Source organism: Streptomyces sp. NPDC055099, from assembly GCF_053607685.1.
Genome location: NZ_JBSGUA010000030.1, coordinates 22,436 through 44,203 on the forward strand (window position 1 = coordinate 22,436; position 21,768 = coordinate 44,203).

Annotated in this window: 27 protein-coding genes and 1 pseudogene; 14 read left to right on the plus strand and 14 right to left on the minus strand. The window is 70.4% G+C overall.

Annotation, left to right across the window (positions count from 1 at the left end; all coding sequences use genetic code 11):
• Positions 1-39 precede the first annotated feature (39 nt).
• From ACWFRU_RS39380 to ACWFRU_RS39395, 4 genes are all read left to right on the plus strand, one after another.
• Positions 40-768 carry an alpha/beta hydrolase gene (locus ACWFRU_RS39380; RefSeq protein ID WP_453693171.1) on the plus strand — a complete coding sequence of 243 codons (729 nt, stop codon included), beginning with the start codon at positions 40-42 and terminating at the stop codon, positions 766-768.
• A 38-nt stretch (positions 769-806) separates the two neighbouring features.
• Positions 807-1,271, plus strand: coding sequence for a hypothetical protein (locus ACWFRU_RS39385; protein WP_453693173.1), 465 nt, complete (start codon positions 807-809; stop codon positions 1,269-1,271).
• 141 nt (positions 1,272-1,412) lie between these two features.
• Positions 1,413-2,354, plus strand: coding sequence for a VOC family protein (locus tag ACWFRU_RS39390; protein WP_453693175.1), 942 nt, complete (start codon positions 1,413-1,415; stop codon positions 2,352-2,354).
• A gap of 35 nt (positions 2,355-2,389) precedes the next feature.
• Positions 2,390-3,343: a SigB/SigF/SigG family RNA polymerase sigma factor gene (locus ACWFRU_RS39395; protein ID WP_453693177.1), complete on the plus strand. Its 954-nt coding sequence runs from the start codon at positions 2,390-2,392 to the stop codon at positions 3,341-3,343.
• A gap of 92 nt (positions 3,344-3,435) precedes the next feature.
• Here the strand turns inward: ACWFRU_RS39395 and ACWFRU_RS39400 are convergent, their stop codons facing one another.
• The 4 genes from ACWFRU_RS39400 to ACWFRU_RS39415 form a co-directional block, all read right to left on the minus strand.
• Positions 3,436-3,942, minus strand: coding sequence for a polyketide cyclase (locus tag ACWFRU_RS39400; protein ID WP_453693179.1), 507 nt, complete (start codon positions 3,940-3,942; stop codon positions 3,436-3,438).
• An 83-nt stretch (positions 3,943-4,025) separates the two neighbouring features.
• Positions 4,026-4,517, minus strand: a complete 492-nt coding sequence (locus tag ACWFRU_RS39405; RefSeq protein WP_453693181.1) for a DUF3291 domain-containing protein — start codon at positions 4,515-4,517, stop codon at positions 4,026-4,028.
• Positions 4,518-4,549: 32 nt separating this feature from the next.
• On the minus strand, positions 4,550-5,227 hold the full coding sequence (locus ACWFRU_RS39410) for a helix-turn-helix transcriptional regulator (protein ID WP_453693183.1): 678 nt from the start codon (positions 5,225-5,227) through the stop codon (positions 4,550-4,552).
• Positions 5,228-5,300: 73 nt separating this feature from the next.
• The gene (locus ACWFRU_RS39415; RefSeq protein WP_453693185.1) at positions 5,301-5,879 is read right to left on the minus strand and encodes a hypothetical protein; all 579 of its coding nucleotides are present in this window, start codon (positions 5,877-5,879) and stop codon (positions 5,301-5,303) included.
• A gap of 284 nt (positions 5,880-6,163) precedes the next feature.
• On the opposite strand from ACWFRU_RS39415, the gene ACWFRU_RS39420 reads away from it, so the two are divergent.
• Entirely contained in the window at positions 6,164-7,249 is a 1,086-nt protein-coding gene (locus tag ACWFRU_RS39420; RefSeq protein WP_453693187.1) for a DUF5937 family protein, read from the plus strand.
• Positions 7,250-7,275: 26 nt separating this feature from the next.
• On the opposite strand, the pseudogene ACWFRU_RS39425 reads toward ACWFRU_RS39420, so the two are convergent.
• The 3 genes and pseudogenes from ACWFRU_RS39425 to ACWFRU_RS39435 all read right to left on the minus strand — a co-directional run.
• Positions 7,276-7,374, minus strand: a pseudogene (locus tag ACWFRU_RS39425) (transposase); the annotation flags it as partial.
• 58 nt (positions 7,375-7,432) lie between these two features.
• On the minus strand, positions 7,433-7,810 hold the full coding sequence (locus tag ACWFRU_RS39430; RefSeq protein WP_453693189.1) for a nuclear transport factor 2 family protein: 378 nt from the start codon (positions 7,808-7,810) through the stop codon (positions 7,433-7,435).
• Positions 7,811-7,864: 54 nt separating this feature from the next.
• On the minus strand, positions 7,865-9,337 hold the full coding sequence (locus ACWFRU_RS39435; RefSeq protein ID WP_453693191.1) for an amidase: 1,473 nt from the start codon (positions 9,335-9,337) through the stop codon (positions 7,865-7,867).
• Positions 9,338-9,472: 135 nt separating this feature from the next.
• On the opposite strand from ACWFRU_RS39435, the gene ACWFRU_RS39440 reads away from it, so the two are divergent.
• Both ACWFRU_RS39440 and ACWFRU_RS39445 read left to right on the plus strand, forming a co-directional pair.
• Positions 9,473-10,072 carry a TetR/AcrR family transcriptional regulator gene (locus ACWFRU_RS39440; protein WP_453693193.1) on the plus strand — a complete coding sequence of 200 codons (600 nt, stop codon included), beginning with the start codon at positions 9,473-9,475 and terminating at the stop codon, positions 10,070-10,072.
• A 13-nt stretch (positions 10,073-10,085) separates the two neighbouring features.
• Entirely contained in the window at positions 10,086-10,586 is a 501-nt protein-coding gene (locus ACWFRU_RS39445) for a hypothetical protein (RefSeq protein ID WP_453693195.1), read from the plus strand.
• Positions 10,587-10,825: 239 nt separating this feature from the next.
• Here the strand turns inward: ACWFRU_RS39445 and ACWFRU_RS39450 are convergent, their stop codons facing one another.
• A complete protein-coding gene (locus tag ACWFRU_RS39450; protein WP_453693197.1) occupies positions 10,826-11,242 on the minus strand; it encodes a CBS domain-containing protein in 417 nt (138 codons plus the stop codon).
• 282 nt (positions 11,243-11,524) lie between these two features.
• Here ACWFRU_RS39450 and ACWFRU_RS39455 point away from each other — a divergent pair, with 282 nt between their 5' ends.
• The gene (locus ACWFRU_RS39455) at positions 11,525-12,421 is read left to right on the plus strand and encodes an ANTAR domain-containing protein (protein ID WP_453693199.1); all 897 of its coding nucleotides are present in this window, start codon (positions 11,525-11,527) and stop codon (positions 12,419-12,421) included.
• A gap of 30 nt (positions 12,422-12,451) precedes the next feature.
• Here ACWFRU_RS39455 and ACWFRU_RS39460 read toward each other — a convergent pair whose 3' ends face one another.
• The gene (locus ACWFRU_RS39460) at positions 12,452-13,336 is read right to left on the minus strand and encodes an NAD(P)-dependent oxidoreductase (RefSeq protein WP_453693201.1); all 885 of its coding nucleotides are present in this window, start codon (positions 13,334-13,336) and stop codon (positions 12,452-12,454) included.
• 48 nt (positions 13,337-13,384) lie between these two features.
• On the opposite strand from ACWFRU_RS39460, the gene ACWFRU_RS39465 reads away from it, so the two are divergent.
• Positions 13,385-13,792, plus strand: coding sequence for a MerR family transcriptional regulator (locus ACWFRU_RS39465; protein ID WP_453693203.1), 408 nt, complete (start codon positions 13,385-13,387; stop codon positions 13,790-13,792).
• A gap of 39 nt (positions 13,793-13,831) precedes the next feature.
• Here ACWFRU_RS39465 and ACWFRU_RS39470 read toward each other — a convergent pair whose 3' ends face one another.
• Both ACWFRU_RS39470 and ACWFRU_RS39475 read right to left on the minus strand, forming a co-directional pair.
• Positions 13,832-15,181, minus strand: coding sequence for a lipase family protein (locus ACWFRU_RS39470; RefSeq protein WP_453693205.1), 1,350 nt, complete (start codon positions 15,179-15,181; stop codon positions 13,832-13,834).
• A 21-nt stretch (positions 15,182-15,202) separates the two neighbouring features.
• Entirely contained in the window at positions 15,203-16,801 is a 1,599-nt protein-coding gene (locus ACWFRU_RS39475) for a GMC oxidoreductase (RefSeq protein WP_453693207.1), read from the minus strand.
• A 235-nt stretch (positions 16,802-17,036) separates the two neighbouring features.
• Between ACWFRU_RS39475 and ACWFRU_RS39480 the strand changes: the two genes are divergently transcribed.
• From ACWFRU_RS39480 to ACWFRU_RS39490, 3 genes are all read left to right on the plus strand, one after another.
• Complete coding sequence (locus ACWFRU_RS39480; RefSeq protein WP_453693209.1) at positions 17,037-17,684, plus strand: TetR/AcrR family transcriptional regulator; 648 nt, start codon at positions 17,037-17,039, stop codon at positions 17,682-17,684.
• A gap of 84 nt (positions 17,685-17,768) precedes the next feature.
• Entirely contained in the window at positions 17,769-18,251 is a 483-nt protein-coding gene (locus ACWFRU_RS39485) for a MarR family winged helix-turn-helix transcriptional regulator (RefSeq protein WP_453693211.1), read from the plus strand.
• Positions 18,248-18,736, plus strand: a complete 489-nt coding sequence (locus ACWFRU_RS39490; RefSeq protein WP_453693213.1) for a MarR family winged helix-turn-helix transcriptional regulator — start codon at positions 18,248-18,250, stop codon at positions 18,734-18,736. The genes ACWFRU_RS39485 and ACWFRU_RS39490 overlap by 4 nt, the downstream gene beginning before the upstream one ends.
• Positions 18,737-18,809: 73 nt before the next feature.
• Here the strand turns inward: ACWFRU_RS39490 and ACWFRU_RS39495 are convergent, their stop codons facing one another.
• Positions 18,810-18,998, minus strand: coding sequence for a hypothetical protein (locus ACWFRU_RS39495; RefSeq protein ID WP_453693215.1), 189 nt, complete (start codon positions 18,996-18,998; stop codon positions 18,810-18,812).
• 299 nt (positions 18,999-19,297) lie between these two features.
• On the opposite strand from ACWFRU_RS39495, the gene ACWFRU_RS39500 reads away from it, so the two are divergent.
• Complete coding sequence (locus ACWFRU_RS39500; RefSeq protein WP_453693217.1) at positions 19,298-19,699, plus strand: nitroreductase family deazaflavin-dependent oxidoreductase; 402 nt, start codon at positions 19,298-19,300, stop codon at positions 19,697-19,699.
• 106 nt (positions 19,700-19,805) lie between these two features.
• On the opposite strand, the gene ACWFRU_RS39505 is transcribed toward ACWFRU_RS39500, so the two are convergent.
• Positions 19,806-20,585: an NAD(P)-binding domain-containing protein gene (locus ACWFRU_RS39505; RefSeq protein ID WP_453693219.1), complete on the minus strand. Its 780-nt coding sequence runs from the start codon at positions 20,583-20,585 to the stop codon at positions 19,806-19,808.
• Between the two features lie 582 nt (positions 20,586-21,167).
• On the opposite strand from ACWFRU_RS39505, the gene ACWFRU_RS39510 reads away from it, so the two are divergent.
• Positions 21,168-21,536 (plus strand): STAS domain-containing protein, encoded by a 369-nt coding sequence (locus tag ACWFRU_RS39510; RefSeq protein WP_453693221.1) that lies wholly within the window; start codon positions 21,168-21,170, stop codon positions 21,534-21,536.
• Positions 21,537-21,661: 125 nt separating this feature from the next.
• On the opposite strand, the gene ACWFRU_RS39515 is transcribed toward ACWFRU_RS39510, so the two are convergent.
• On the minus strand, positions 21,662-21,768 hold a 107-nt coding region (locus ACWFRU_RS39515), incomplete at its 5' end, for a transposase (protein WP_453693223.1).

Below are 21,768 nucleotides of genomic sequence, written 5' to 3' on the forward strand. Positions count from 1 at the left end.
GGATCGTCCCGCGACCCCGCCCGGCCTGGAGGAATGAACGTGCCGATCACGACCCGGACGGTGTCTTACGCGACCGGCGGCGGCAGCAAACTGCTCGACGTCCACGCCTCCGGACAGCAGGACGACCGGTGTGTGCTGCTGTGGCACGGGACGGGGCCCGACGAGCGGCACGTGCTGGCCACGCTGGCCCGGGAGATCGCCGCTCTCGGACCCACCGTCGTGGTCCCCGACTGGCGCTCGGACCAGCCCGACGGCGGCCGGGAACATCTCGTCGACTCCTTGCGGTACGTACACGAGCACGCCCACCAACTCATCCCCGGAACAAGCCGGTTGATCCTGGCGGGCTGGTCGGCGGGCGCCGGCGCCGCGGTGGGTGTCGCCCTCCAGCCGAAGGAGTTCGACGGCCCGCCGCCCGCCGCGGTGGTGGGCATCGCGGGCGGCTACCGACGCCCGGCACGCACCACGAGCACCGTGCCCCTCCAAGCGGTGGACCGTGCGGTGACGCCCATCCCCGTCCGACTCGTGCACGGCACCGCCGATGAGGCCGTGCCCGTCGCATCCTCGCGCGAGCTGCACGAAGCGCTGCTCTCCCACGGCTGGGACTCCCGGTTGTCCGAGCCGGTCACCAACCACGCCGGGGTGCTCGGCTGCGTGTACGACCCCACCGCGGGGCACTGCGTCCCGGCGAACGAGCCCGCCGTGTCGGCCATCGGGCGACAGACGGCTCACGTCGTCGCCGATGTGGTGCCCCCGCCCGGGCGGGCGTGAGGAACGGCGGGCACGGCTGAGGAAACGGGGAGCGCCCGGTGGACGAGTACCGGCAGTTGCTGGAGCAGCTCGACTCGGCGTGGGTGACGCTCGCCGGCGCCGACGGGCGCCGGCACGAGGTCTGGGCCGACGAACTCGGCGATCTTGTGGCGTCGCGGTGCTTGAAGCAGGCCGACGCCGAGCGAGCCGTCGGCCGGCTGGTCCAGGTCGCGGTCTCCGAGGCGGGACACGCGGTGCGGGAGTCCGCCCTGCACGCCGTCGGTGAGGCCTGCGCTCGTCACGAGATCCCCTACGAGGTCCTCGTTCCGCTGGCCACCCATGCCGACGCCTTCGCGCCTCGGCTGCTGGAGTACGTCCTGTTCAGCCTGTCGGCGACACACGACGGGCGTGCACTGCCCTTTGTCGAGCCGTTCCTGGCTCACCCCGATCCCGGCGTGCGCGAGGAGGCGAGGCTCGCGGTGGCCGAGCTCCGCACAGCCGGGGGCGACACGTCCCCTCCCTGAGACTTTGGCACCGGCCAGGTCAGGCCCTTGGTCCCCGGGATGGGTGAGGAAGGTCCCGGTATGGCGCCTCCCGTCTGCGGAATCACAGGCGAGACCGCCGGAACCAGATGGGGAGAGGGCGCTGTGCCAAGGGACATCGGTGTGAGCAGAGAGCGTGAGCAGCAGCGGCGAGAGGGGGCCGCCCCGCACGCGAGAGCCCGGGGCCGGGAGACGGAGCGCGCGGGGACCGGCGTCAGGCCGTTCCGCCGGGCGGGAGGGCTGCGCCTGGTCCCGCCGCCGGGTGAGCCGAGGGCCGCCCCGTACGGCGACGTCCCGCGGCCGGGCGCCGCGGGAGCGACGGGAACCACGGTCCGCAAGCGGGGTGCGCCGTGCTGGCTGAGCCTGGCTTCCGGTGATGTCCTGGCAGCCAAGGAGTTCTACGCCCGGGTTCTCGGCTGGTGTCACGTCCCGCTGCTGGCCCCCTCGGGCAGGGCGCGGTTTCTGGCGCTGCGGGCCGGCGCACCGGTGGGAAGCCTCAGTCAGGCCACGAGCGAGTCGGGCGTCTCGGCCGGGTGGATTCCCTACTTCGGCGTCGATGACGTGGACGCCACGGTGGGACGGCTGCGTGAGCGCGGCGCCACCGTCGCCGTAGGTCCGCTGAGCACCGAGACCGGGCGGCTCGCGGTCGCGGCGGGCCCGCAGGAAGCGGTGTTCGGTCTGCGCCGACGCGCCCCCGACCAGCGCTGGAAGGTGGGCGCGGGTCCCGTCGCCCGGCTTGAGCTGCGCACCCGGGACATCTTCGCCGCCGCCTTTTTCTACGGGGACGTACTGGACTGGGCGGGCACGTCGGGTGACTGCTGCGAGGTGGAGTACGCCCGCGGGCAGATCGAGGTGCGCGACGGGCTGCGCACGGTTGCCGCGTTCCGGGATGCCACACCGGTCGGCTGGCACCCGTGCTTTCACGTGGCCGACGTCGACCTGGCCGCTGTGGCGGCCATCGGCTGGGGCGGACGTGTCATCTCACCGCCCGAAGGCGCCCGAGACCGCCGCGAGGCCGTGCTGGCGGACCGTGAGGGCAACACCTTCACGGTCACCGCGAGCTGAGCAGTCCGGAACCAGAGAGAGCGAGGAGTCAGGCGATGTTTCTGCGGGCAGCGGCGGACGTGGACGAAGCCGCCGAGCCGGCCGAGTGGGCTCGGGGTGACGGCGACGGGCTGCGGGCGCGGGGCGGAGAGAGCGACGGGCCGCGTGCGCGGGGCGAGAGCGAGGGGCTGCCGTGGATCGAGGAGGCCGACCAGGTCGCGCCGAAGGACGCCCGGGAGCTGTCGAAGCTCTTCTTGGAGGAGCTCCGGACACTAGAGGAGGGCTCCCCCGCCTACCTCTACACGCGCAACACCCTGATCGAGATGAACCTTTCCCTGGTGCACTACGTGGCCGGCCGCTACCGCAACCGCGGCAACGGCCAGCTCGAGGACATCGTCCAGGTCGGGACCGTGGGCTTGATCAAGGCGATCGACCGGTTCGACGTCGACCGCGGCTTCGAATTCGTCTCCTTCGCCGTTCCCTACATCCTCGGGGAGATCAAGCGCTACTTCCGTGACACGAGCTGGGCCGTGCACGTACCGCGCAGACTTCAGGAGTTGCGCCTCCAACTGGTCAAGTCCCAGGAGCTGTTGTCCTCCACGCTCGGCCGCGAACCGACGGTCGCGGAGCTCGCGGCCGAGCTCGAGGTGACGGAAGAGCAGGTCCTGGAAGTGATCGTGGCGGCCAACGGCTACGCCGCCGGGTCGTTGGACAGCCCGCGCAGCGAGGGCGAGGAAGGCGGGGCCCACACCAACGGCCGTTCCCTCTCCGACACCATGGGCGAAGAGGACCCGGCCATCGCGGTGTTCGAGGATCTGCACGCCCTGGCCCCCCTTCTAGCCGACCTCGACGAACGCGAACGCCGCATCATCGAGATGCGTTTCGGCCAGGAGATGACCCAGTCGCAGATCGGAGCCGCCCTGGGCCTTTCCCAGATGCACGTCTCACGCCTCCTGTCGAGCACGCTCGCCACTCTGCGCACCGGCCTCCTGTGCCACGAAGAGGCGTAGGCGACTCAACACCTTGGGCCCGGCAGCATGACTGCCCGGCCCAAGGTGTTGAGTCCCCACGGCGGGGAGGCGTGAGGAGGAAGAGCCGCCGGTCAGGTCCGCGATTGCGGCGTGGCGAGCGCGGCCAAGTGCCGTAGTGAGTTGGTCAGATGCTCGGGGCCGAACATCGGGAATTCGAGGTACTCCCGGATGGACTGCGGCACCGCCGTCCAGTCGTAGGTGAGCGTGACCTCGGTTGCGGAGGGGCCCTGCGGCGCGAGGCCGTATCGCCAGATCCAGCCGCCGAACTCCAGGCGGCCGCCTTCCTTCTCCTCACCCGTCAGCCAGCCGATGGAGCGGGGCGGGTCGAGGACCTCGACCCTGTTGGCCACCTGGTAGTCACCCTCCGGGTGGTCGGGGTGGTACATGGCCATCCGGAAGATCTGTCCCTTTTCTGTCAACGGCGCGCGGTCGACGGGTTGTTGGACCCACCCGGTGCCGTCGATCGCGGAGTGAGTCGTCGGGTCGGCCAGTACGGCGAAGACTTCGGCGGCGGGCGCCTCGACGGTCAGGGTGGCGCTCACGTACTCCTGGTCCACGATGTGCACGCTCCTCGTCATCTCATCGGGCCTCCGCGGACGCGGAAGGGATGCTTCCCCCCTATAGACCGCCCGGCGAGGCGGAACTCATCGGCGCCCCGGCCCTACACCACCGCCGCGTCCTCGTGGTCGGCGGACTCGGCCGCGGTGTAGGAGGAGGCGAAGGTGAACGCGCGCGGGGAGGGTCCGTGCGCCCGCAGGTCAGCCAGCCGCTCCAAGGCTTCCCCGACTGTCGGGACATGGCCGGCGGGGACCCACCACAGGACCATGTGCGACTCGATGTGCCGCGCGAACCACTCGCGGCGCCGCCGCATCACCTCCAGGTGCCCGCTGCGGTAGGTGAAGTCCCACAGCGCCTCCTGGGTCTCCCACACCGACAGGTTGACGATGACGTCCTCGCCCGCTGGGCGCATGCCCGTGGCGTCGGCCGCACCTTCCTCCACCAGCCGCCACACGAAGCCGGGGGCGTTGTCGGCGGCGGCGTTGACGGGATTGAGCAGCTCGACGAACGGCGCGATGCGCTCGTCGTCGAAGGGGTGGAGGAGCGTGGCGACATTGAGCTCGGCGAGGTGGGCGGCATGCTCGGATGCGGTCATGGCCTCATCCCAGCACGCCCCGCTTTTCTATGTCAATCAGCTTTGTTTTTAGAAGAGTCGAGCACCACGCAGCACTCCCCGGGCCGGGCGTCCATCCGAGCGCGTACGGGACCGTCCGCGCCGAGCAGCCCCTCCAGCAGCGCGAGGTTCATGCCGCAGACCAGCGGCGGAAAGCGCTCGGCCACGGCGTGAAAGGGGCAGTTGCGCATGCGCACGACGGGAGCCCCGCCCTCCGTCTCCTCCGCGTCTTCCAGGTGCGGTTCGTAGCCGCGCGCGGCCAGCATCTCCATGGCCTCTTCGAGACCGCCGCAGGGCGTCGCCGCGCCTCGCATGGCTTCGCCCCGGCGCCGCGCGGCCGCACAGAGCCCGGCGTCGAGACCGGCCTGCTCGGCAGCCTCGGCGAGCAGCTCGGCGGCGGTGCGGTAGTCGCGGGCGGGCAGCGACACCGACCGTTCACCCGGCGCCCGCGTGTACACCTTGGCGGGACGCCCCGCACCCGGCCCCGAACGCCCCGTCAGACGTCGACTGCCGCTCTCCAGCAGCCCCGCGTCCGTCAGCTTGTCCAGATGGTGCGCGGCAAGCGTACGCGCCACCCCGGCCGCCTCGGCGGCTTCGTTCCGGCCGACCTCCCGGCCCTGCGCCGCCACGTACTCGTACAGTCGGCGCCGCACAGGATCCTGCAGCACCGCGATCGCATCGATGTCCTCCACCCGGCCAGTCTAGGAACAACACAGGTTGGAGATAGAAAGACGTGGCCCGTCGGAACGAGTACCGCGCGCGGGCTCAGCGCACCTGCGGGCACGTCCGCCCGTACGTCTGGCACTTGGTCTCGAAATCCGGTGGCAGCCAGTTTCCGCCCAGGAGTCGAGGGTGGGCCGGGAAAGCCGCGTGGGCGGCCAGGACGAACATCAGCGATGCCCACAGGCCGTGAAGCTGGATGAGCTGGGGCGAGCCGTTATACATGTCCCGGAAGGAACACTGGAAGACATCGGGTGCGACGAGATCCGCGGTGTCGAGGCCGCCCCACTCCAGGTCCAGCGAGCTCTGCGGATGCCCGAAGTAGGCCCGCCGGTCGGTGACCGTCACCTCTCCATGACCGTCCGCCACCCACCGCGGCCGGGCGTCCGCGGCCGCCTGACGCCGACGCGCCGCGTTGCCGAGCGCCGAACCGACCATGCTCCCGATCACGAAGCCGGGCCGTCCGACGGCCAGCGTCGTGTTGTACGCGTACGAGCCGTCCCCGACGGCACGCCAGGTGGAACGGGACGCGGGCCCCACCGCCACCGACGTCTCACCGGGCGACAGGCGGGCCATCGAAGGCACCGGCTGCCTCTCGCCGAGCTTGCCCTGCCTGAGGTCCATGACGACATGGCACGTATAGAGGAGGTGATCGTCCAGGGCGGTCCAGGGAGTCGGCCCTCCGATTCGCGGCCACGCCGTGTATGGAACGTCGTTCACAACCCACCCCGTCCGTCACCCCGCATCGATGATCGACATCCTAGGTATCGCCGCAGCACTGAGTCGACGCGTCGTCACAAATTGTTGCGGGCACGGTGACTCGACCAACTTGCGAGACGGGCCCCGTCGGTTGACCAAGTCCGTCAACCGGCGCCGTCGCGCGGCGTCCGGCCAGGGATGATGAGCGGATGACGCTGCGCATCGACATCACCGGTCTGCCGCCCGAGCGGCTGCGGTTCGCCGCCTCTCCGTTGGCCGAACTGACCGCGATGCTGCACGCGTTGGCCGCGCCCGGGCATCACCCGCATCTCGCCGACTGGGTCGCGGACGTCCGGGCCCGGCTGCGGCCGGAGCTGGCCGAGCGATTGCGGGAGGCGGAGTTCCTCTGGCGTTCCTCACAGGCCGATTTCCTGTTTCCCGCCCGCCCGCGGCCGGCGCTCGCCCAGGAACTGGACGACGTGGACCGGATCGACGACGAGACATACGTGACCGCCGCGCTGGCCACCACATGCGGCAGCAACCGGGCTCCCTTCCCCGCACCCTCACCGCTCACCGACGCGAAGGCGCGCGAGCGGGCCCTTGACCTGGCGCAGGCCCGCGGCGCCCGGCAGGAGGCCTTCGCGGAACGGCTGCTCGCGGACCCGGCCGCCGTGCGGGCGCGGGTGCGGCACACCCTCGAACAGTGCGCCGAGGCCTTCTTCGACGCCGCCTGGGCCGGTGTAGCCGAACGGCTCGCCGCCGATCTGCGCCTGAAGAACGACCTGTTGAAGCACCAGGGCATCGGGGCGGCCCTCGCATCGGTCTCCGGCGCTATCGCGCTGGCGCCCGACGGGGCCAGCATCACCGTGGACAAGCTGCAGGACAAATCAACCACCGCCCGCGGCACCGGAGTCACCTTCATCCCCAGCGCCTTCGGCAGCCCGCACCTGGTGGTGGTCCACGCGCCCGGCTGGCAGCCGGTGGTGCAATACCCGGTGGCCGAGCCGAACCCGCCGGAGCCGGTGCCCCTGGAGACGGTCACGCTACGGCTGGACGCGCTCGCCCACCCCGTACGGCTGCGTCTCCTGCGCACCCTGGCCCGCGGCCCGCACACCACCGGCGAACTGGCCCACGCCTGGCAGCTGACACCCCCGGAGGTCTCCCGCCACCTCGCCGTCCTCCGGCGCGCCGACCTCCTGACGGCCCGACGGCAGGGTCGCTACATCCACTACACCCTGAACGTGTCCGCGATGACGACACTGGGCTCGGACCTGATGTCCGCCATGCTGCGCTAGTTGTATTGACCCGTGAGGTTGGTGACGAAGCCGCGCAGTGGCCCGAAGTGCGGCTCGATCGGGTTGGCCCAGGACGCGTTGGTCGGCGTGAAGCACAGCTCGACCTTGTGCTCCGCGGCCCACCGCAGCCGCCGAACGCCGAAGGGGTCAAGGTCAGGAGAAGGACAGCGGCAGAGGGATGACTCAGGAGGCGGACGGCTCGATCTCTCCCGCGAAGACGATGATCTGGTCGATGAGGCTCCGGCGCAGATGCACGACGTCTGTTCCCGCCAGGCGGGGGCCTCCATCCGGCATGGTGAAGACCCACTGGTAGCGGGCCCACTCATCCGGCATGTCCACCGCTGAGCAGCGCACCATCGTGCCGGTCCCCGCCGGGTGGTGCCGGATGTCCAGCACGAACCGCTCGACCGCCGCGATTCCTTCGCTGCGGCCCAACGGCCCCCAGAAGACCACGTCTGAGGTCAGGGCCTGGGAGAGCAGGGCAGTCACATAGCTGTCGTCCGAGGCGTTGAACGCGGAGATGAACATGTCGATGGCGGAGCGTGCCGTCTCTTCCTGCATGCCCCAGTAATACCAGCCGTTTCGAGTTCGCTTGACCCACGAGCCACCTTCCGATCACGGTGAACCATCCCGGTCACAGCGCCAGGACGCGCTCCCTGCCCACACCATGGGGGCCCGGCCCGACCACGGGCTTGCCTGTTCGAGTTGGCCGGCGAGGCGGAAGAGGCGGTCTTCGCGCCCGTAACCGGCGGCGAACTGCATGCCGATCGGGAGCCCAGTCCCGGCGTCGGCCGTCACGGGTACGGACATGGCAGGGGTGCCCGCCACATTGATCGCCATGGTGAACGGCGAACGGTCGTTGAGCCGGGCGATCCATCCGAGGCCGTCCAGCGTCCGCGCACCCTCGCCATAGGCGCCCAGGGCCATGGGGAGCTCCGGCAAGGTCGGGGTGAGCAGCACGTCGTGGGCGTCGAAGTGCCGTGCCAGGGTGCGCGCGACCCGGTTGCGGAGCGCGAGAGCACCGAGGAGTTGGGGGCCGGAGACCCGCTGTCCGTAGTGATAGCCCGCAAGGGTCTCCGCTTCGAGGGTCGAGGTGTCGACGGGTCGGCCGAAGGCGGCCGCCAGCTCGTCCACCAAGGCGGTGAGATTTGCCGTCATGAGGCGAGCGTTGGCCAGAACGAACTCCTCCCAGTCGACCCCGAGGGCGACCTCGGCCTCCTCCACCTGGTGGCCGAGGGTTTCGAGCAGCCGCACGGTACGCGCGAGGGCGTCGGCCACCGGCGGGGCCGTGCGGCGCCCGCCCCACGCCTGGCCGAGGACCCCGATCCGCAAGGTGCCCGGATGGCGGGCGACCTCCCCCGCGTACGGCCGGGCCGGCTCCTGGGCGAAGTAGGGGTCGCCCGGCTCGGGCCCGCGTATCTGGTCGAGCAGTACGGCACTGTCGCGTACGGTCCGGCTCACGCTGCCCTGCACGGCCAGGCCGCTGAAGATCTCGTCGGCGTCGGGGCCCATGGAGACCCGTCCGCGCGTCGGCTTCAGACCGAAGAGCCCGTTGCAGGCCGCGGGGACACGCAGCGAGCCCGCGGCGTCGGTGCCGTGCGCGATCGGCACCACCCCGGCCGCGACGGCCGCGCCCGCGCCTCCGCTGGAACCGCCCGCGCTGCGCTCCAGGTCCCACGGGTTGCGGGCCGGCCCGTACAGCACTGGTTCCGTCGTGATGCTGTACGCCATCTCCGGTGTCGCGGTGCGCCCGAACGTCACGAGGCCCGCGCGTCGGAAGCGACGCATCAGGGAGGAGTCGGTCCGGGCGACGTTGCCGGCCGCGAGCCGACTGCCCAGCTCCATGCGCCTGCCCGCCATGGAGACTCCGATGTCCTTGATCAGGAAGGGGACTCCGGCCAGCGGGGAGCTGCCGGGCGAGGGTGCGTCATCGGCCGCCCATGTCTCCACGACGGCGTTGATCCGCGGATTGACCGCCTGCGCGGCCTCGCGTGCGGTTGCCTCCAGTTCGGCGGGGGTCACCTCACCCGCGGCGACCAGTTGCGCGAGCCCCACCGCGTCGAAGTCCACGTACTCGCTGACTCTCACTGTCACTCCCAGCGGAAGGAAAGATACCGTCGAGTCCCTGATGATACCGAGCGGTATCGTTCGGTACGGACTGGTACCGTAGCAGCCAATGCGGGCCCCGACGCCCCCCAACTGACCGGACGTCACGGAGTAGTCATGGCATCGACCGCCGGCAGGCCGAGCAGGGTGGCGAAACTGCCGCCCCGCGAGCGCATCCTCGACGCGGCGGAGGAGCTCTTCCAGCGCGAGGGCATCCGGCGGGTCAGCGTCCAGGCTGTCGCCGAGCGGGCCGAGACCACCAAGATGGCGATCTACCGGCACTTCGAGACCAAGGACGCCCTGGTCGCGGAGTGGCTGCGGATCGTCGCGGCCGACTACCAGGCCGCCTTCGACCGGGTCGAGGCAGAGCACCCCGGCCACCCCAGGGAGCAGATCCTGGGTCTGGCCCGCTTCATCGCCGAGGGATTGCCCGCGATCTCGCACCGGGGCTGCCCCTTTATCAACTCCCTCGCCGAGCTGCCCGATCGCGACCACCCCGCACGACGTGTGATCGAGGAGCACAAGGCGCACCAGACCCGCAGGCTGGTGGGGATGTGCACCGAGGCCGGGCTGCCCGATCCCGCCCAGACCGCGGCCGAGATCACCTTCCTGCTCGAAGGCGCGCAGGTCAGCACCCAGAACGGAAGCATCGACCGGGCGGGCGACCGGCTGCTGAGCATCATCGAGGGGATCCTCGACGAGCGGCGGCCCCGATGATGCCGGTGGTCAAGTGAGCGACTGGTGGGGCCAGTTGGAGGAGCAGACTCGTCGCGAAGTCGACGCGGACGTGTTGCGCGACCGCCCGATGGCAGCGGTCAGGTCCGTCTGGGAAGCCCTGCGCCCAGTGGGGTTGGGGCTGCTTGACGCGCAGTTGGTGGTCCAGTCGCGATACGAGGCTCTGGGCGACCAGGTGCGGCGCAGGCCCCCCGACCCGCTGGACACCCCCTCACTCGCAGCCCGTGCCGCGGCTCTCCCCGGCCGCGTGGTCGCCGTCGAGGCGCTCTGGGACGGCGACACCGTGCACGATTGGTTCGTGGATCTGGTCGCCGTCCTGGACGAACCGCAGGGGGAAGGCCACTTGGCGGTCATCTACCATCTCCCCGACCGCTCCCCCGCGGGCGTCGCCGGCGAGGCAGGCCAGGCGCTGGCCGATCACCTCGGCGTGCCCTTCCACTTCGCTTCACCGGACGTCCCTGACGACCAGGCCCCGCGCTGGCGGACACCTGGGTGACTCGCGGCCCCTGCACAGGCCGCCCTCGCGGTGGGAGGCTGTGAGTGTCCGGCCGCCGCCGCGCGAGCGCGGCAGCGTCCGGGGGGCGCGAGGACCGAGGCTCCCCCTTGATCGGCCCTCGCGCGACATGCCCCGGCGGTGCGAGGCCGCGGGAGTTGCCTCGCCGCCGCGTACGGAGGGCGGAGGCTGGGGCCGTATGGTCGGTGATACGGCCCCAGCCGACCCCGGCAGCGCCGGTGTCAGTCGGTGGAGAGCGCGTCGAGGAGCTGCCCGGCCTTGGGGTCCTGAAGGGCTCGGGCGGCATCGGCGAGGGCCACCATGCCGACGAGGCGGTGCCCGTCGATCACGGGAAGCCGCCGCACCTTGTGATGCGTCATGGTCGCAACGATCTCGTCCGCGCTGTCGTCGGCGCCGATGGTGACGGCCTCGCCCTGGGCGAGTTCACCGGCCAGGACGGTGCGCGGGTCCTTGGACTTGCCCAGCACCTTGACCACGATGTCCCGGTCGGTCAGGACTCCTTTGAGCCGGTCGTCCGTCCCACAGATGGGCAGCGCGCCCACACCCAGCTCGGCCATCTTGCGGGCGGCGTCGAGCATGGTCTCCTCGGCACCCACGCAGTGGGCGCCGCCGGTCATGATGTCGCGTGCGGTAGTCATGTCAGTTTCCTCCGCTGGACGTATGGGGCAGACCGGGTGCCCTGTGAGGGTCGGCCAAACCCGGGGGCCGAACAGGTTCAGGCCAAATCCGGCACATCGCCGCCAATTGCCACCGTGCGCGGCTGACTCCAGGGCCGGTCGTCACATCCTCCACACCTCGGGTTAAGGTCACCCCTGGTGTGTGAGCGGCGGTCCGCTTCAGCGAACGGAGGCTGAGGTGGGCGGCGTCAGACGTCGCGGCGCGGCTCACGATCGACGAGGAGTACGGACCAGGGTGCCGCCATGGGAGACAACGTGACGAACATTCCGTCTGCGCCCCCGCCGGAGGATCAGTCCTCCTCTCAGGACTCCCCCACTCTCAGGGCCGAGACCGAAGAGCTGAGAGCCACCGCCGAGCAACTGCGCGACCAGGTGTCCGAGCTGGAGGTCCAGGCGCGTACGCGCCCCAGGATCGCCATGGCCGAGGGTGTCCTCGTCGAGCGGTATCGCCTGGCGAACGCGGAGGCGGCGTTCGCGCTGCTGCGCCAGGCGTCCCAGCGAGCCAACATCAAGCTGCACCAGATGGCCGCCGCGGTGGCCCGCACGCCAGGACCGGTACCGGGTGCCAAGTCGTGGTTCGGCGGGCGGTCGCAGCAGCCTGCACCCGACCTGACCGCGCTTGAGGCAGGCCCGCTCAACCCCGCCAACCAGGGCGAGGTGCTCGGCGCCGCCCTCCAACGCGTCCTGCACATCACCGGTGCGGACATGGGCAACGTCCAGCTGATCGAGGACGGTGTCCTGCGGATGGCGAAGCACACGGGCCTGCCCCGTCAGTTCACCGACTTCTTCGCGTTCGTGGAGGGGAAGACCGCCTGCTCTCGGGCGGCCGTCGCCAGCCAGCAGGTCACCGTCAAGGATGTGGCCTTGTCGCCCGGTTTCGACGAAGAGACGCGGCGGGTGATCCTCGCGGCCGGCAGCCGGGCCTGCCACAGCATTCCGCTGATCGACGAGCAGAACACCGTGCAGGGTGTCATCTCCTCGCACCACGCGGGACCCCTGGTCGGCTTCACCCAGGCACAGTTGCAGTCCCTGGAGGCCACCGGCCGCGCCGTCGGCACCTGGATCAAGTGGCATCAGCACACCATCCTCGTCGACGCCCTGGAAGACCTGCACCAACTGGCCCTCGCCTCCCGCCAGTAGCGGCCGGAGGCGTCGGGGCGGCCGGGCCGGTCAGTCGGTGCGGGGCTTGACGAACTCCTGGATCAGCACGGGATATTGCTCGCCACCGTGGCCGGCCGCGATCGCGCGGTCGGCCATGGCCTTGATCAGGCGGGGCAGTTCGGCGTTGACCCCCACCGCCTCGCTCTCCTCGATCAGGTGCGTCATGGCCCGCACATCGGTCTCCAGGGCCGACACCTCGGCCGGAAATGACCCGTTGTCGATCTGCTCGGCGTACCCGGGCAGCCATTCGGCCACCCCGGCGGCGATCTGCCGCGCGAACGGCGCGTACGTCGCGGCGTCGACGCCGGCCGTCCTGAGCATGGCGGTGCCCTGGAGCCAGGCGTTCAGGACGCTCCACATCATGGCCAGGCCCGCCACGTCGTACAGGGACGCGAGGCCGTGATCCGCACCGAGGTAGGTGGCCGTGCCCAGCGCGTCGAGCGTCGGCCTGTGGGCCTCGAAGTCCGCCTCCGGCCCGCTGTGCAGGATCACCGCGTCGGCGGTGCCGATCCCTGGGGGGACGGCCATGATGGCGCCGTCCAGGTAGCGCGCACCGCGCTGCTCGGCCAGGCGGGCGGCTTCCCGGGCCTGACCCGAGTCGCCCGAGGTGAGGTTGACCAAATGCGTGCCGTCCAGGGTGACATCGCTCGCGCCGAGCACCTCGTGCACCGCCTGGTAGTCGGTGAGGCAGATGACAGTCAGAGGGCTCGCCTTCACCGCGTCCGCGACCGTGGGCGCCAACTGCGCTCCCCGGGCTATCAGTTGGTCGGCCTTGGAGGCCGTGCGATTCCATACGGTGGTGGGGTGGCCTGCTTTCAGGAACGCGCCCGCGAGGGCCTGGCCCATCAGGCCGAGTCCGATGACGGATACAGGTGCAGCGGTTTCGTTGTTCATGGCAGCATCGTCAACGTTCATACCGGTATGAAGGTCAAGGGAGCTTCGATGCGCATCGGGGAACTGAGTCGTCGTACGGGCGTCAACGCCCACCAGTTGCGCTACTACGAGGCCCAGGGCCTTCTGGAGGCGGACCGCAGGGCGAACGGCTACCGCGACTACGACGAGGACGCCGTGCTGCGGGTCAAGCAGATCCGGCACCTGCTGGGTGCGGGCCTGTCCTCCGAGGACATCGCGTACGTACTTCCTTGTGCGGTCGGGGAAGCACCTGAGCTGCCCGGGTGCTCCGAGTTGCTGTCCGCGATGCGGTCGCGACTGGCGCGCCTCGAGGACCAGATGCACCGTCTTGCCCAGTCCCGCGACGCCCTCGCCGTCTACATCGAGGCGGCCGAGCGAAGCGGCAGCGAGAGCTACCCGCCCTTCGACGGGGTCGGACAGGAGCCCGTCCCCGCCTGAGGCCTGTGGCGGCCGGGGCGAGGACGGGCGACCCCGGGGTCAGGGCTGGAGCGGCATCTTCCAGCAGTTGGAGCTTGCCGGCTTGCCCGATACCCGGTCGGTCAGCCAGGAGACGGCGTCGCCCTGGTCGGTGATGAGGGGCACGAGGTGGTTGGTGAGGATCTTGTCGCCGAGGTTCGGCAGCGCGATGGGTTCGTAGGTGACGTTGCCGCCCTTGCGGCACCAGTCCACGGCCAGTTGCCGGGCCTGGCCGTGCGGAACGATGTCGTCCTGGATGCCCGTCGCCAGGCGCACCGGCCCGTTGGGCTTGAGCGTGCCGATGCGCTGCTTGTCCAGGGCCGCCTTCGCCCGGGGGTCGGCGGCGATGATGTCCCCGACGGACTTGCCGTCATTGGTCCACTTGTTGCTCTTGGTGAAGCCGTAGCCGAACAGGGCGTCGCCGACGCACATCGTCGAGGCGTCCTTCAGCGCGGCCTTCCCGGCGGTGTTGATGTGTTTCTCGACGACCGCGCGGAGGTCGGGGTCGGCCTGGGCGAAGCCGGTGATCGACCAGGCGAGGGCCCCGGCCAGCGCACTGCCGTCGATGCCCTTCATGACCGAGGTCAGATCCGCGGGCGGTGCGCCGGCGTAGGTCCCGGCCAGGTGGACGCCGGGGGCGTAGGAGGACTGGAGTTCGGCCGCCGCCGCGCTGGCGCCGCCGCCCTGGCTGTAGCCGTACAGGCCGGTGCGGGACTCAGCGGTGACCGATGCCCCGGGCACGGAGCGGGCGGCGCGGGCCGCGTCAAGCAGGGCGTGGCCCTGGTCGAGCCGGTTGACGTAGGTGTGTGCGCGGTCGGTGGCTCCGAGGCCCACGTAGTCGGTGATGACCACGGCCGCCCCGGTGGCCAGGATTCGGTAGATGGCCAGGGCCTCGTATCCGACGGACACGGTTTCGCCGTTGAGGGTCAGGGGGTGCTGGAGGGCGAAGGAGGGAGCGCACTGGTCGCCCTGGCCCATGGTGCCCGAGGCCACCGCGACCAGCGGGCGCGGCCCGGGTTTCGTCCAGGCGGCCGAGGGCTCGATGTAGGCGCCGGTCACCGCGACGGGCTTCCCGGTCGAATCGGTGGACTTGTACATGAGGCGGGTCGCGGTGCCCGGCATGGGGCGCCCGTCGAGGCCCGGGATGCTCAGCCCGAGCGGCAGGGGTTCGGTGCGGATCAACGCGCCGTTGGCGGCGGGGAGTTCGGCGGGCGGATTGTAGAAGGTGGGGATGGTGACTCCCCGGGAGACGACGGGCTCCCCGTCGGCCGCGGTGGCCGGTGCCCCCGACAGGCCCACGCAGACGGTGCCGACGACGACGCCCGCCGCCAGCGAACGGGACGTGCGCGAAGGGTGTCTCTTGCGGCTCATGGTGTGCTCCTCGCTCGGGATTCAGATGACCGTGTCGATGTCGTGCGCGGTGATGGCGTCCATGGCCCGCTCGGCCACGGCGGCGATGGTCATGGACGGGTTGCACGCTCCGGTCGTGCCGGGGATCAGCGCGCCGTCGAGGACGTAGAGCCCGCGTTGGCCCCGCACGCGGCCGTCGATGTCGCACACGGCACCCATCGCCGCGCCGCCCAATGGATGCCAGGTGCTGTTGACCAGGGAGTTGGTGTCCGTGAGGACGCCGAGCCCCTTGGACACCTCCGAGACCCGCCGGTGGATGTGGCGGTGGCTTTCCGCGTCGCCGCCCGACGGCCAGTGCAGGGACACGGAGTCGGTGGAGGCGTCGTATCGGAGGCGTCCGCGGTCGGGGCTCACCCCGAAACCGACCAGCATGGTCGTCCTGGTGTCGAGGCCCAGGGGCGGGAGTGACGCCTGGATGATGGTGTTCGCGGTGGCGGGGTTCTCCCACGCCTTGCTGCCGTAGACCACCGGGCCGCCCTGCTCGCTCCCGAAGTCCTCCCGCAGGTTCGTCCACGCGTAGATGCGGTCGCCGTTGGTGCCCCACCCTTCGCCGAGCCCGTCGGGCAGGTCGGGGATGGTCCCGGTGGCCGCCGCGCGGACCAGGAGTTTGCTGGTGTTGACGCTGCCCGCCGCCATGACCAGACCGCGCGCGGTGAGGATCTTGCGCTCCCGCACCCGCCCCGAGTCATCGGTGCGGTCGACCCGCACCTCCCAGCGGCCGTCTCCGGCCCGCGCCACCGAGGTGACGTTGTGGTGCGTCGCGACGGCGACCTTGCCGGTCGCCTCGGCCTGCCGCAGATAGGTGACGTCGACGGAGTGCTTGCCGCCGTTGTTGACGCCGAGAGCGCAGTCGCCGTTCGTGTACGACGGCTTCATCTCGCCGCGCAGTTCGGCCAGGGCGTAGTCCCAGTCGATCGGCATCGGGATCTTCTCGAGGTCGTACCCGGCTCCGCGCACCCGCTCGGCGAACACCCGGGCCGCCGCGTAGGTGGGGCCGGCGATCAGTGCGTCGGGCGCCGTGGCCAACCGGAGCATCTTCGCGACCCGCGGATAGTGGATCTCGTTCATGCGGCGGTAGTCGAGCTCTTCGGGCAGCCAGGTGTTGAACACCGCCTCCGACGGCTGGAGGGTCATGCCCTGGTAGACGAGCGATCCGCCGCCGACCCCGGCCGCGCAGACGCTGAGGATGTTCTCTCCGAGGACGGGTTCCAGGAGCCCCGTGTAGGGCGCGAAGTTCAGCGGGGTTCCCAGCAGTCTGGCGAGGGGCCTGACCGCGGGCGGCAGGGTGCCGTACCAGAGCATCCGCTTGTCGAGGCCCGACGCCCGGGGGAACGTCTCCGCGTTCGGCCCCGTCGGCCAGCGCCGGCCGCGTTCGAGCACGGTGACCGGTACGCCCGCCTGCGCCAGGCGCAGCGCCGCCACGCCTCCGCCGAAGCCGGACCCGATGATCAGGACCCGGTGTTCTTCCCTGGTCAGGCGTACCGCGGCAGGCGCGGCTGAGGCGGTCGGTAACGGCAAGGCACTCGCGGCGGCGATTCCGGCGGCGCCGGTGAGCAGGGCTCGTCTGCTGGGCGGGGGCATGAGCGGCTCCTTGACGGGCGGGGCGTGAGGAGAGAGGAGGTGAGGAGACGTCTTCATCGATGGTGCGTGCGCATCGGCGCGTATTGTCGCGCACATGACATAGGACCAACGCGGGTTACCCGCTGGTTACTTACGGGAGAGTAGGGCTGGGTGTCAGTCTGTGACAAGGAGTCTGCATGAGTCATCTGAGGGCTTCTCGCTATGCTGCCGTGATCCGGGCAGAGGAGAGTCGAGAGTGCGCGAGGCGCCATCCACGGAGCGCGGGCGGACGGCGGAAGCCGACGTCAGACCATCGCTCGTCCAACGGCGGAAAGCGGCTCTCCGCTCCGAGATAGCCCGCGAGGCCGTCCGCCTGTTCACCTCACAGGGCGTCACCGCCACCACCGGGGAGCAGATAGCACAGGCGGTGGGAATCTCCGCCCGCACGATGTGGCGCCACTTCCCCACCAAGGAGAGCTGCGTACTGCCGCTCCTCTCGTCCGGCCTCGATTTCGCGATGGAGCAACTGCGCCACTGGCCGACGGACATGAGCCTGCTGGACTTCTTCACGGAGACCTGTCGGGTCGGCGAACTGCCCGCCGACACCCCCGACATCCTCGACCTGATCCGCATGACCTCCACCGACCCGGCCCTGCGCTCGGTCTGGCTCCAGGCCCACGACGAGGCACTGCCCGTACTCGGCGAGCTCCTCGCCCAGCGGTCCGGCGGCAACGCCGACGAGCTGAGTGTGAAGGTCCACGCGGCGACCCTGAACGGCGCGCTGCGCGCTGCGGCGGAGGACTTCGCCCAGCGGTACGCGGACGATCCCGAGGCATCCGGCGCGGAAATGACCGCCTGCCTGCTCGCGGCCCTGCGCGCGGCGGCGGAGGGCCTGCCTTACTAAGCCCGACGCGGGGCAACGGCCTGCGGCCGGGGTGCGCGGAAAAATAGTAGCCATGGACATAGTAGCCATGTACCGTACTTTGCTGTGAGTACAGCAACTGAAGGCGCCACAGCGGGATTTCTGGTCTGGCGCCTGTCCACGAAATGGCGGGTGGCCGTCGACCGGGCGGTCGCGCCGCTCGGCCTCACCCACGCGCAGTACGCGTTGATGGCATCGCTGTACGGCATGTCGCGCTCCGGGCTGCAGCCCAGCCAGCGTCGGCTCGCCGACCACACGGGGCTTGAGGCGCTGTACGTCTCCAAGCTCGCCCGCGCCCTGGAAACCGCCGGGCTCGTCGACCGCACCCGCGATCCGGACGACCCGCGCGCCATGCGGCTTTCGCTCACCGAGCAGGGACGTGACGTCACACGCCGCGCGATCAAGGTGGTCCAGGCTCTCCTGGACCAGTTGCTCGAACCGCTCGGAGGACAGAACAGCCCGCGCACACGGCAGTTCACCCACGAGCTGGCGCTCCTGCTCGACGCACCTCTTGATCCACACACCGAGAACAACGAGGAGCAGACATGACCACCACCGCACCCATACCGGCATCCACACCCGCACCCACACCCGCACCCGCACCCACGACCAACGGCCGGGTCGTAGCGCTGGCCCACTACGCCTCGCGCGCCCTCCTGGAGGGCGTACTGGCGCGCCATGGCGCGACGTTTGAGCAGAGCGTGACGCTCCGGGCCCTCGTGTCCGCCGGCGAGTCCATGGACCGGGAAGAACTCGTCGGCGCCGTCACCGGCTTGCTCAAGGTCGACGGATCGGTCGTGTGCGGCGTGATCGAGGACTTGACGGCCATGAAGCTGCTGCAGAAGGACCCGACGGACGTGTCCCGGGTCCGCCTGACGGCCGCCGGTCGGGAACTGCACGACAACACGGGCACCGAAGCCGCAGAGATCACCGCCCGGCTGTACGCCGGCATTCCGGCCGAGGACCTCGCGACCGCGGGCCGCGTACTGACCCTGGTCACAGAGCGCGCGAACGCCGAACTGGCGGAAGTCTGAGGCCTCACCCCTTCGGGACACCCAAGTGCCCACCGCCGGTCCAGGATTGAGGCCATGGGGACGGGCGTCGCGGCTACGCCGAGCGCGCGGCCCCGCGGCCGTACTCCTGGCCGGTCCGGGTCCTGCCGAGTTCTTCGTGTGTCGCCTGCGTGCACCACATGCACGTGTCTCCCGTGTAGACGAGGGAGTCCAACCAGTAGGCGCCGGTGAGGAGTTGACCTTGGGGCTGCGCGGAGTGCGTGTCTCTCGTGTCATCGTCCATGTTCCGCCCAACGAGGCCTCACGGCAGGGGTATTGGGGGCGCAAACCCACTGCACCCGCAAGCCGTCCATACGCCTGAAGTTCTTTCTGGGGTGTCTTCAGTCGGGGAGGAGTGGGTAGAAGGGTGGCTTTTCGCGCCAATCAGGCGGTTCGAGGGTGGTTGTGGTCCTCACCGGGGTGTCGTTAGGCCGGGCGCGCCGATTCGCGGCCACGCTGGCGGGAAACCGCTGAGTGACCATGAAGAGTTGGTCGGTGCAGGATGAACACGCCCCATCAGCGAGTACACGAAGGAGACAGCAGATGCTGTTCGGCAAAGAGCACGTCGAGCGTTACGTCGAGACCGATGGCGAGGTGGGACACGACTGGCAGAACACCACGGTGCTGATCCTCACCACCATCGGCCGTAAGAGCGGTGAGCAGCGCAGCACTCCCCTGATCTACCAGCCCTACGGCGACGACGTGCTCGTGGTGGCCTCCAACGGCGGAGCCGACCAGCCGCCCCTGTGGTTCCGCAACATCGAGGCGAACCCCGAGGTCCAGGTGCAGATCAAGGGCGACCGCTACACCGCCCGTGCGCGCACGGCGACCCCGGACGAGAAGCCGGACATGTGGCGGACGATGGCCGCGACCTGGCCGGCCTACGACGAGTACCAGAGCAAGACCGACCGGGAGATCCCCGTGGTGGTCCTGGAACGCGTCTGAGGCAGAGGCGACAGGGCGGATACGTACGCGAGTTGCCGCCGTCGCGCGGGGCGCCGGACGCGGGGCGGGCCCGATTCTCGCGTACGTATCCGTCCTGGCGCCCCGGCTACCTCAAGTGGGCGAGCAGGCCGTCCAAGGCCTCGTCGAGCGCCGCGGAGTTGGCCGGGTCGAACCACGTGGTACGGATGCGTTCGTTGTTTCCGCCCGGGGTCTCGTGGTCGGCGGCGAGTTGGCGCAGGGTGCGGCTCTCGTCGCCCAGGGCGCGGCCGACGGCCTGAAAGAGCCCGCGGACGTAGCGGTCGGCGTCATCGGAGGCGACGCCGTGGCCGACGGCCCACGAGGTGAGCGCGGCGAGGTAGGCGTAGTGCGTGGTCAGCGTGCCCGTCAGCGCGGAGAAGACGTTGAAGGCCTCCTCGTCCGCGACCGGCTGCGCCCCTCCCAGCCGTTCGAAGAGCGCGTCCGCCACCGGGTGGGAGGGGAACGTCACCGTGACGGAGCGGCGCTCGCGTATGGAGGGCAGGGGGATGGCCCGCACCAGCGCGGCCTTGGTGGCGAGTATCCGGCGCAGGTCGTCGTTGGCGACGCCGGCCATCACGTTGATCACCGTCTTGTCGTCGTCCACGCTCAGGCCCGCGAGCGCTTCGTGCCGGTCCTTCGCACGTACGGCGACGATCACCACCTCGGAGCGGTCCACCACCTCCTGGTTGTCGGCGCAGACCTGTACGCCCTCGTAACGCGCGGCCAACTCCGCTGAGGTGCGGGCTCCGCGCGGGGAGAGGAACACCTGCGGCGACTCGTCGGCGCCGTCGCGCAGACCCGTGTCGCACAGACCCGTCACGACGGCCCGGCCGATCTCGCCGACCCCGATGATGCCGATGCTCTGCACTGTCTCTTTCTCCTGTCCGGTCACGCGGCGCCCGGGACGCCGAGGAACGCGTGCCCCGGCCCGGGATGTTCGGTGAGCCTCGCAGGTGTCCCGGCCTCTCGCAGGCGTTCGGCGTCGCACCGGTCGAGATGGTGCTGCCGCACTTCGCCGACGATCCCGGCCCCGCGTGACGCGAACGGTGACGTACCGCCCACCCCGGCCCACCTGGCCGCCCGCGTGCGGCGTGCATCTGCTTGACGCGATCTGGCCCGCCTACCTGCCGCTGACGAGGGCAGGCATGCCAGCGAGGGCAGCCTCTCAAGTGCCGCGCCGACCGGGAGTCACGCGAGCTCCTGAGCACTTGGCCGAGGGAGCGGGCCTCGCCTCTCGAGGAGGGAGCACTCCAGGCGGGGCCCGCGCAGACGCACCGTATGATCCGGAGGTCTGCCCACCCCAGCACGGCACCGACTCCGCCCGGGGTGTTCCTGGAAGCAGCGTTCCACTTCTGCCGTGCGTGCGGCGCAGCATTTCGGGGCATATTCATGCGCGACGGAGGAGTAGCCGCCGACCGACCGGTCCACGTACCTGAGGAGACCACGGAACATGGCTCCCGCTTCACCCCAACCCCTGCATGTGGATGCGGTTCTGGGCCTTGAGCCCGTACTGATCCGTGTATGCGGGGACCTGGACATGGACAGCGTGCCGTCGCTGACGACGGTGCTGGAGCCCTTGCTGGCCAAGAGGGTCGAGCTGGATCTCGCCAACGTCACCTTCATCGACTCCTCCGGGGTGAACGCGCTTCTGTCGCACCACGAACGCAGCCGCACGGCGGGCGGCCGTCTCGTCGTGCTCCACCCCTCCAGGGCCGTACGGCAGATCCTTCAACTCCTCGGCGTGGACAGAATCCTTGCGGAGCAGCCCAGGACCGAGGGCAGGCGTGACCCGGGGGACGGCACCCCAGGCACGCCGTAGGGCCGGGGGCGGGCAGTCACGTTCAGCCTTGATCTAGCGCGGAACCCCGGGCCTTCAGGCCCGGGAGGAAGCGCTTCTCAAGATAGGGGTGACCCGCGCGGGTGCACGGGTCTGCACTGTGGGCCTCAGCCGGGGCATTTCTGGTTCTCGATGTACTCCTTGATGATCGCGAGGGGTGCGCCGCCGCAGGACGCGGCGAAGTAGGACGGGGACCAGAAGTGGGCGCCCCACA

Bases quoted from the DNA above. Each gene is read 5' to 3' on its own strand.
- ACWFRU_RS39395 (WP_453693177.1), top strand. From the start codon at position 2,390: ATGTTTCTGCGGGCAGCGGCGGACGTGGACGAAGCCGCCGAGCCGGCC.
- ACWFRU_RS39400 (WP_453693179.1), bottom strand. From the start codon at position 3,942: ATGACGAGGAGCGTGCACATCGTGGACCAGGAGTACGTGAGCGCCACC.
- ACWFRU_RS39405 (WP_453693181.1), bottom strand. From the start codon at position 4,517: ATGACCGCATCCGAGCATGCCGCCCACCTCGCCGAGCTCAATGTCGCC.
- ACWFRU_RS39415 (WP_453693185.1), bottom strand. From the start codon at position 5,879: ATGGACCTCAGGCAGGGCAAGCTCGGCGAGAGGCAGCCGGTGCCTTCG.
- ACWFRU_RS39420 (WP_453693187.1), top strand. From the start codon at position 6,164: ATGACGCTGCGCATCGACATCACCGGTCTGCCGCCCGAGCGGCTGCGG.
- ACWFRU_RS39430 (WP_453693189.1), bottom strand. From the start codon at position 7,810: ATGCAGGAAGAGACGGCACGCTCCGCCATCGACATGTTCATCTCCGCG.
- ACWFRU_RS39440 (WP_453693193.1), top strand. From the start codon at position 9,473: ATGGCATCGACCGCCGGCAGGCCGAGCAGGGTGGCGAAACTGCCGCCC.
- ACWFRU_RS39450 (WP_453693197.1), bottom strand. From the start codon at position 11,242: ATGACTACCGCACGCGACATCATGACCGGCGGCGCCCACTGCGTGGGT.
- ACWFRU_RS39455 (WP_453693199.1), top strand. From the start codon at position 11,525: ATGGGAGACAACGTGACGAACATTCCGTCTGCGCCCCCGCCGGAGGAT.
- ACWFRU_RS39460 (WP_453693201.1), bottom strand. From the start codon at position 13,336: ATGAACAACGAAACCGCTGCACCTGTATCCGTCATCGGACTCGGCCTG.
- ACWFRU_RS39465 (WP_453693203.1), top strand. From the start codon at position 13,385: ATGCGCATCGGGGAACTGAGTCGTCGTACGGGCGTCAACGCCCACCAG.
- ACWFRU_RS39470 (WP_453693205.1), bottom strand. From the start codon at position 15,181: ATGAGCCGCAAGAGACACCCTTCGCGCACGTCCCGTTCGCTGGCGGCG.
- ACWFRU_RS39475 (WP_453693207.1), bottom strand. From the start codon at position 16,801: ATGCCCCCGCCCAGCAGACGAGCCCTGCTCACCGGCGCCGCCGGAATC.
- ACWFRU_RS39490 (WP_453693213.1), top strand. From the start codon at position 18,248: ATGACCACCACCGCACCCATACCGGCATCCACACCCGCACCCACACCC.
- ACWFRU_RS39495 (WP_453693215.1), bottom strand. From the start codon at position 18,998: ATGGACGATGACACGAGAGACACGCACTCCGCGCAGCCCCAAGGTCAA.
- ACWFRU_RS39500 (WP_453693217.1), top strand. From the start codon at position 19,298: ATGCTGTTCGGCAAAGAGCACGTCGAGCGTTACGTCGAGACCGATGGC.
- ACWFRU_RS39510 (WP_453693221.1), top strand. From the start codon at position 21,168: ATGGCTCCCGCTTCACCCCAACCCCTGCATGTGGATGCGGTTCTGGGC.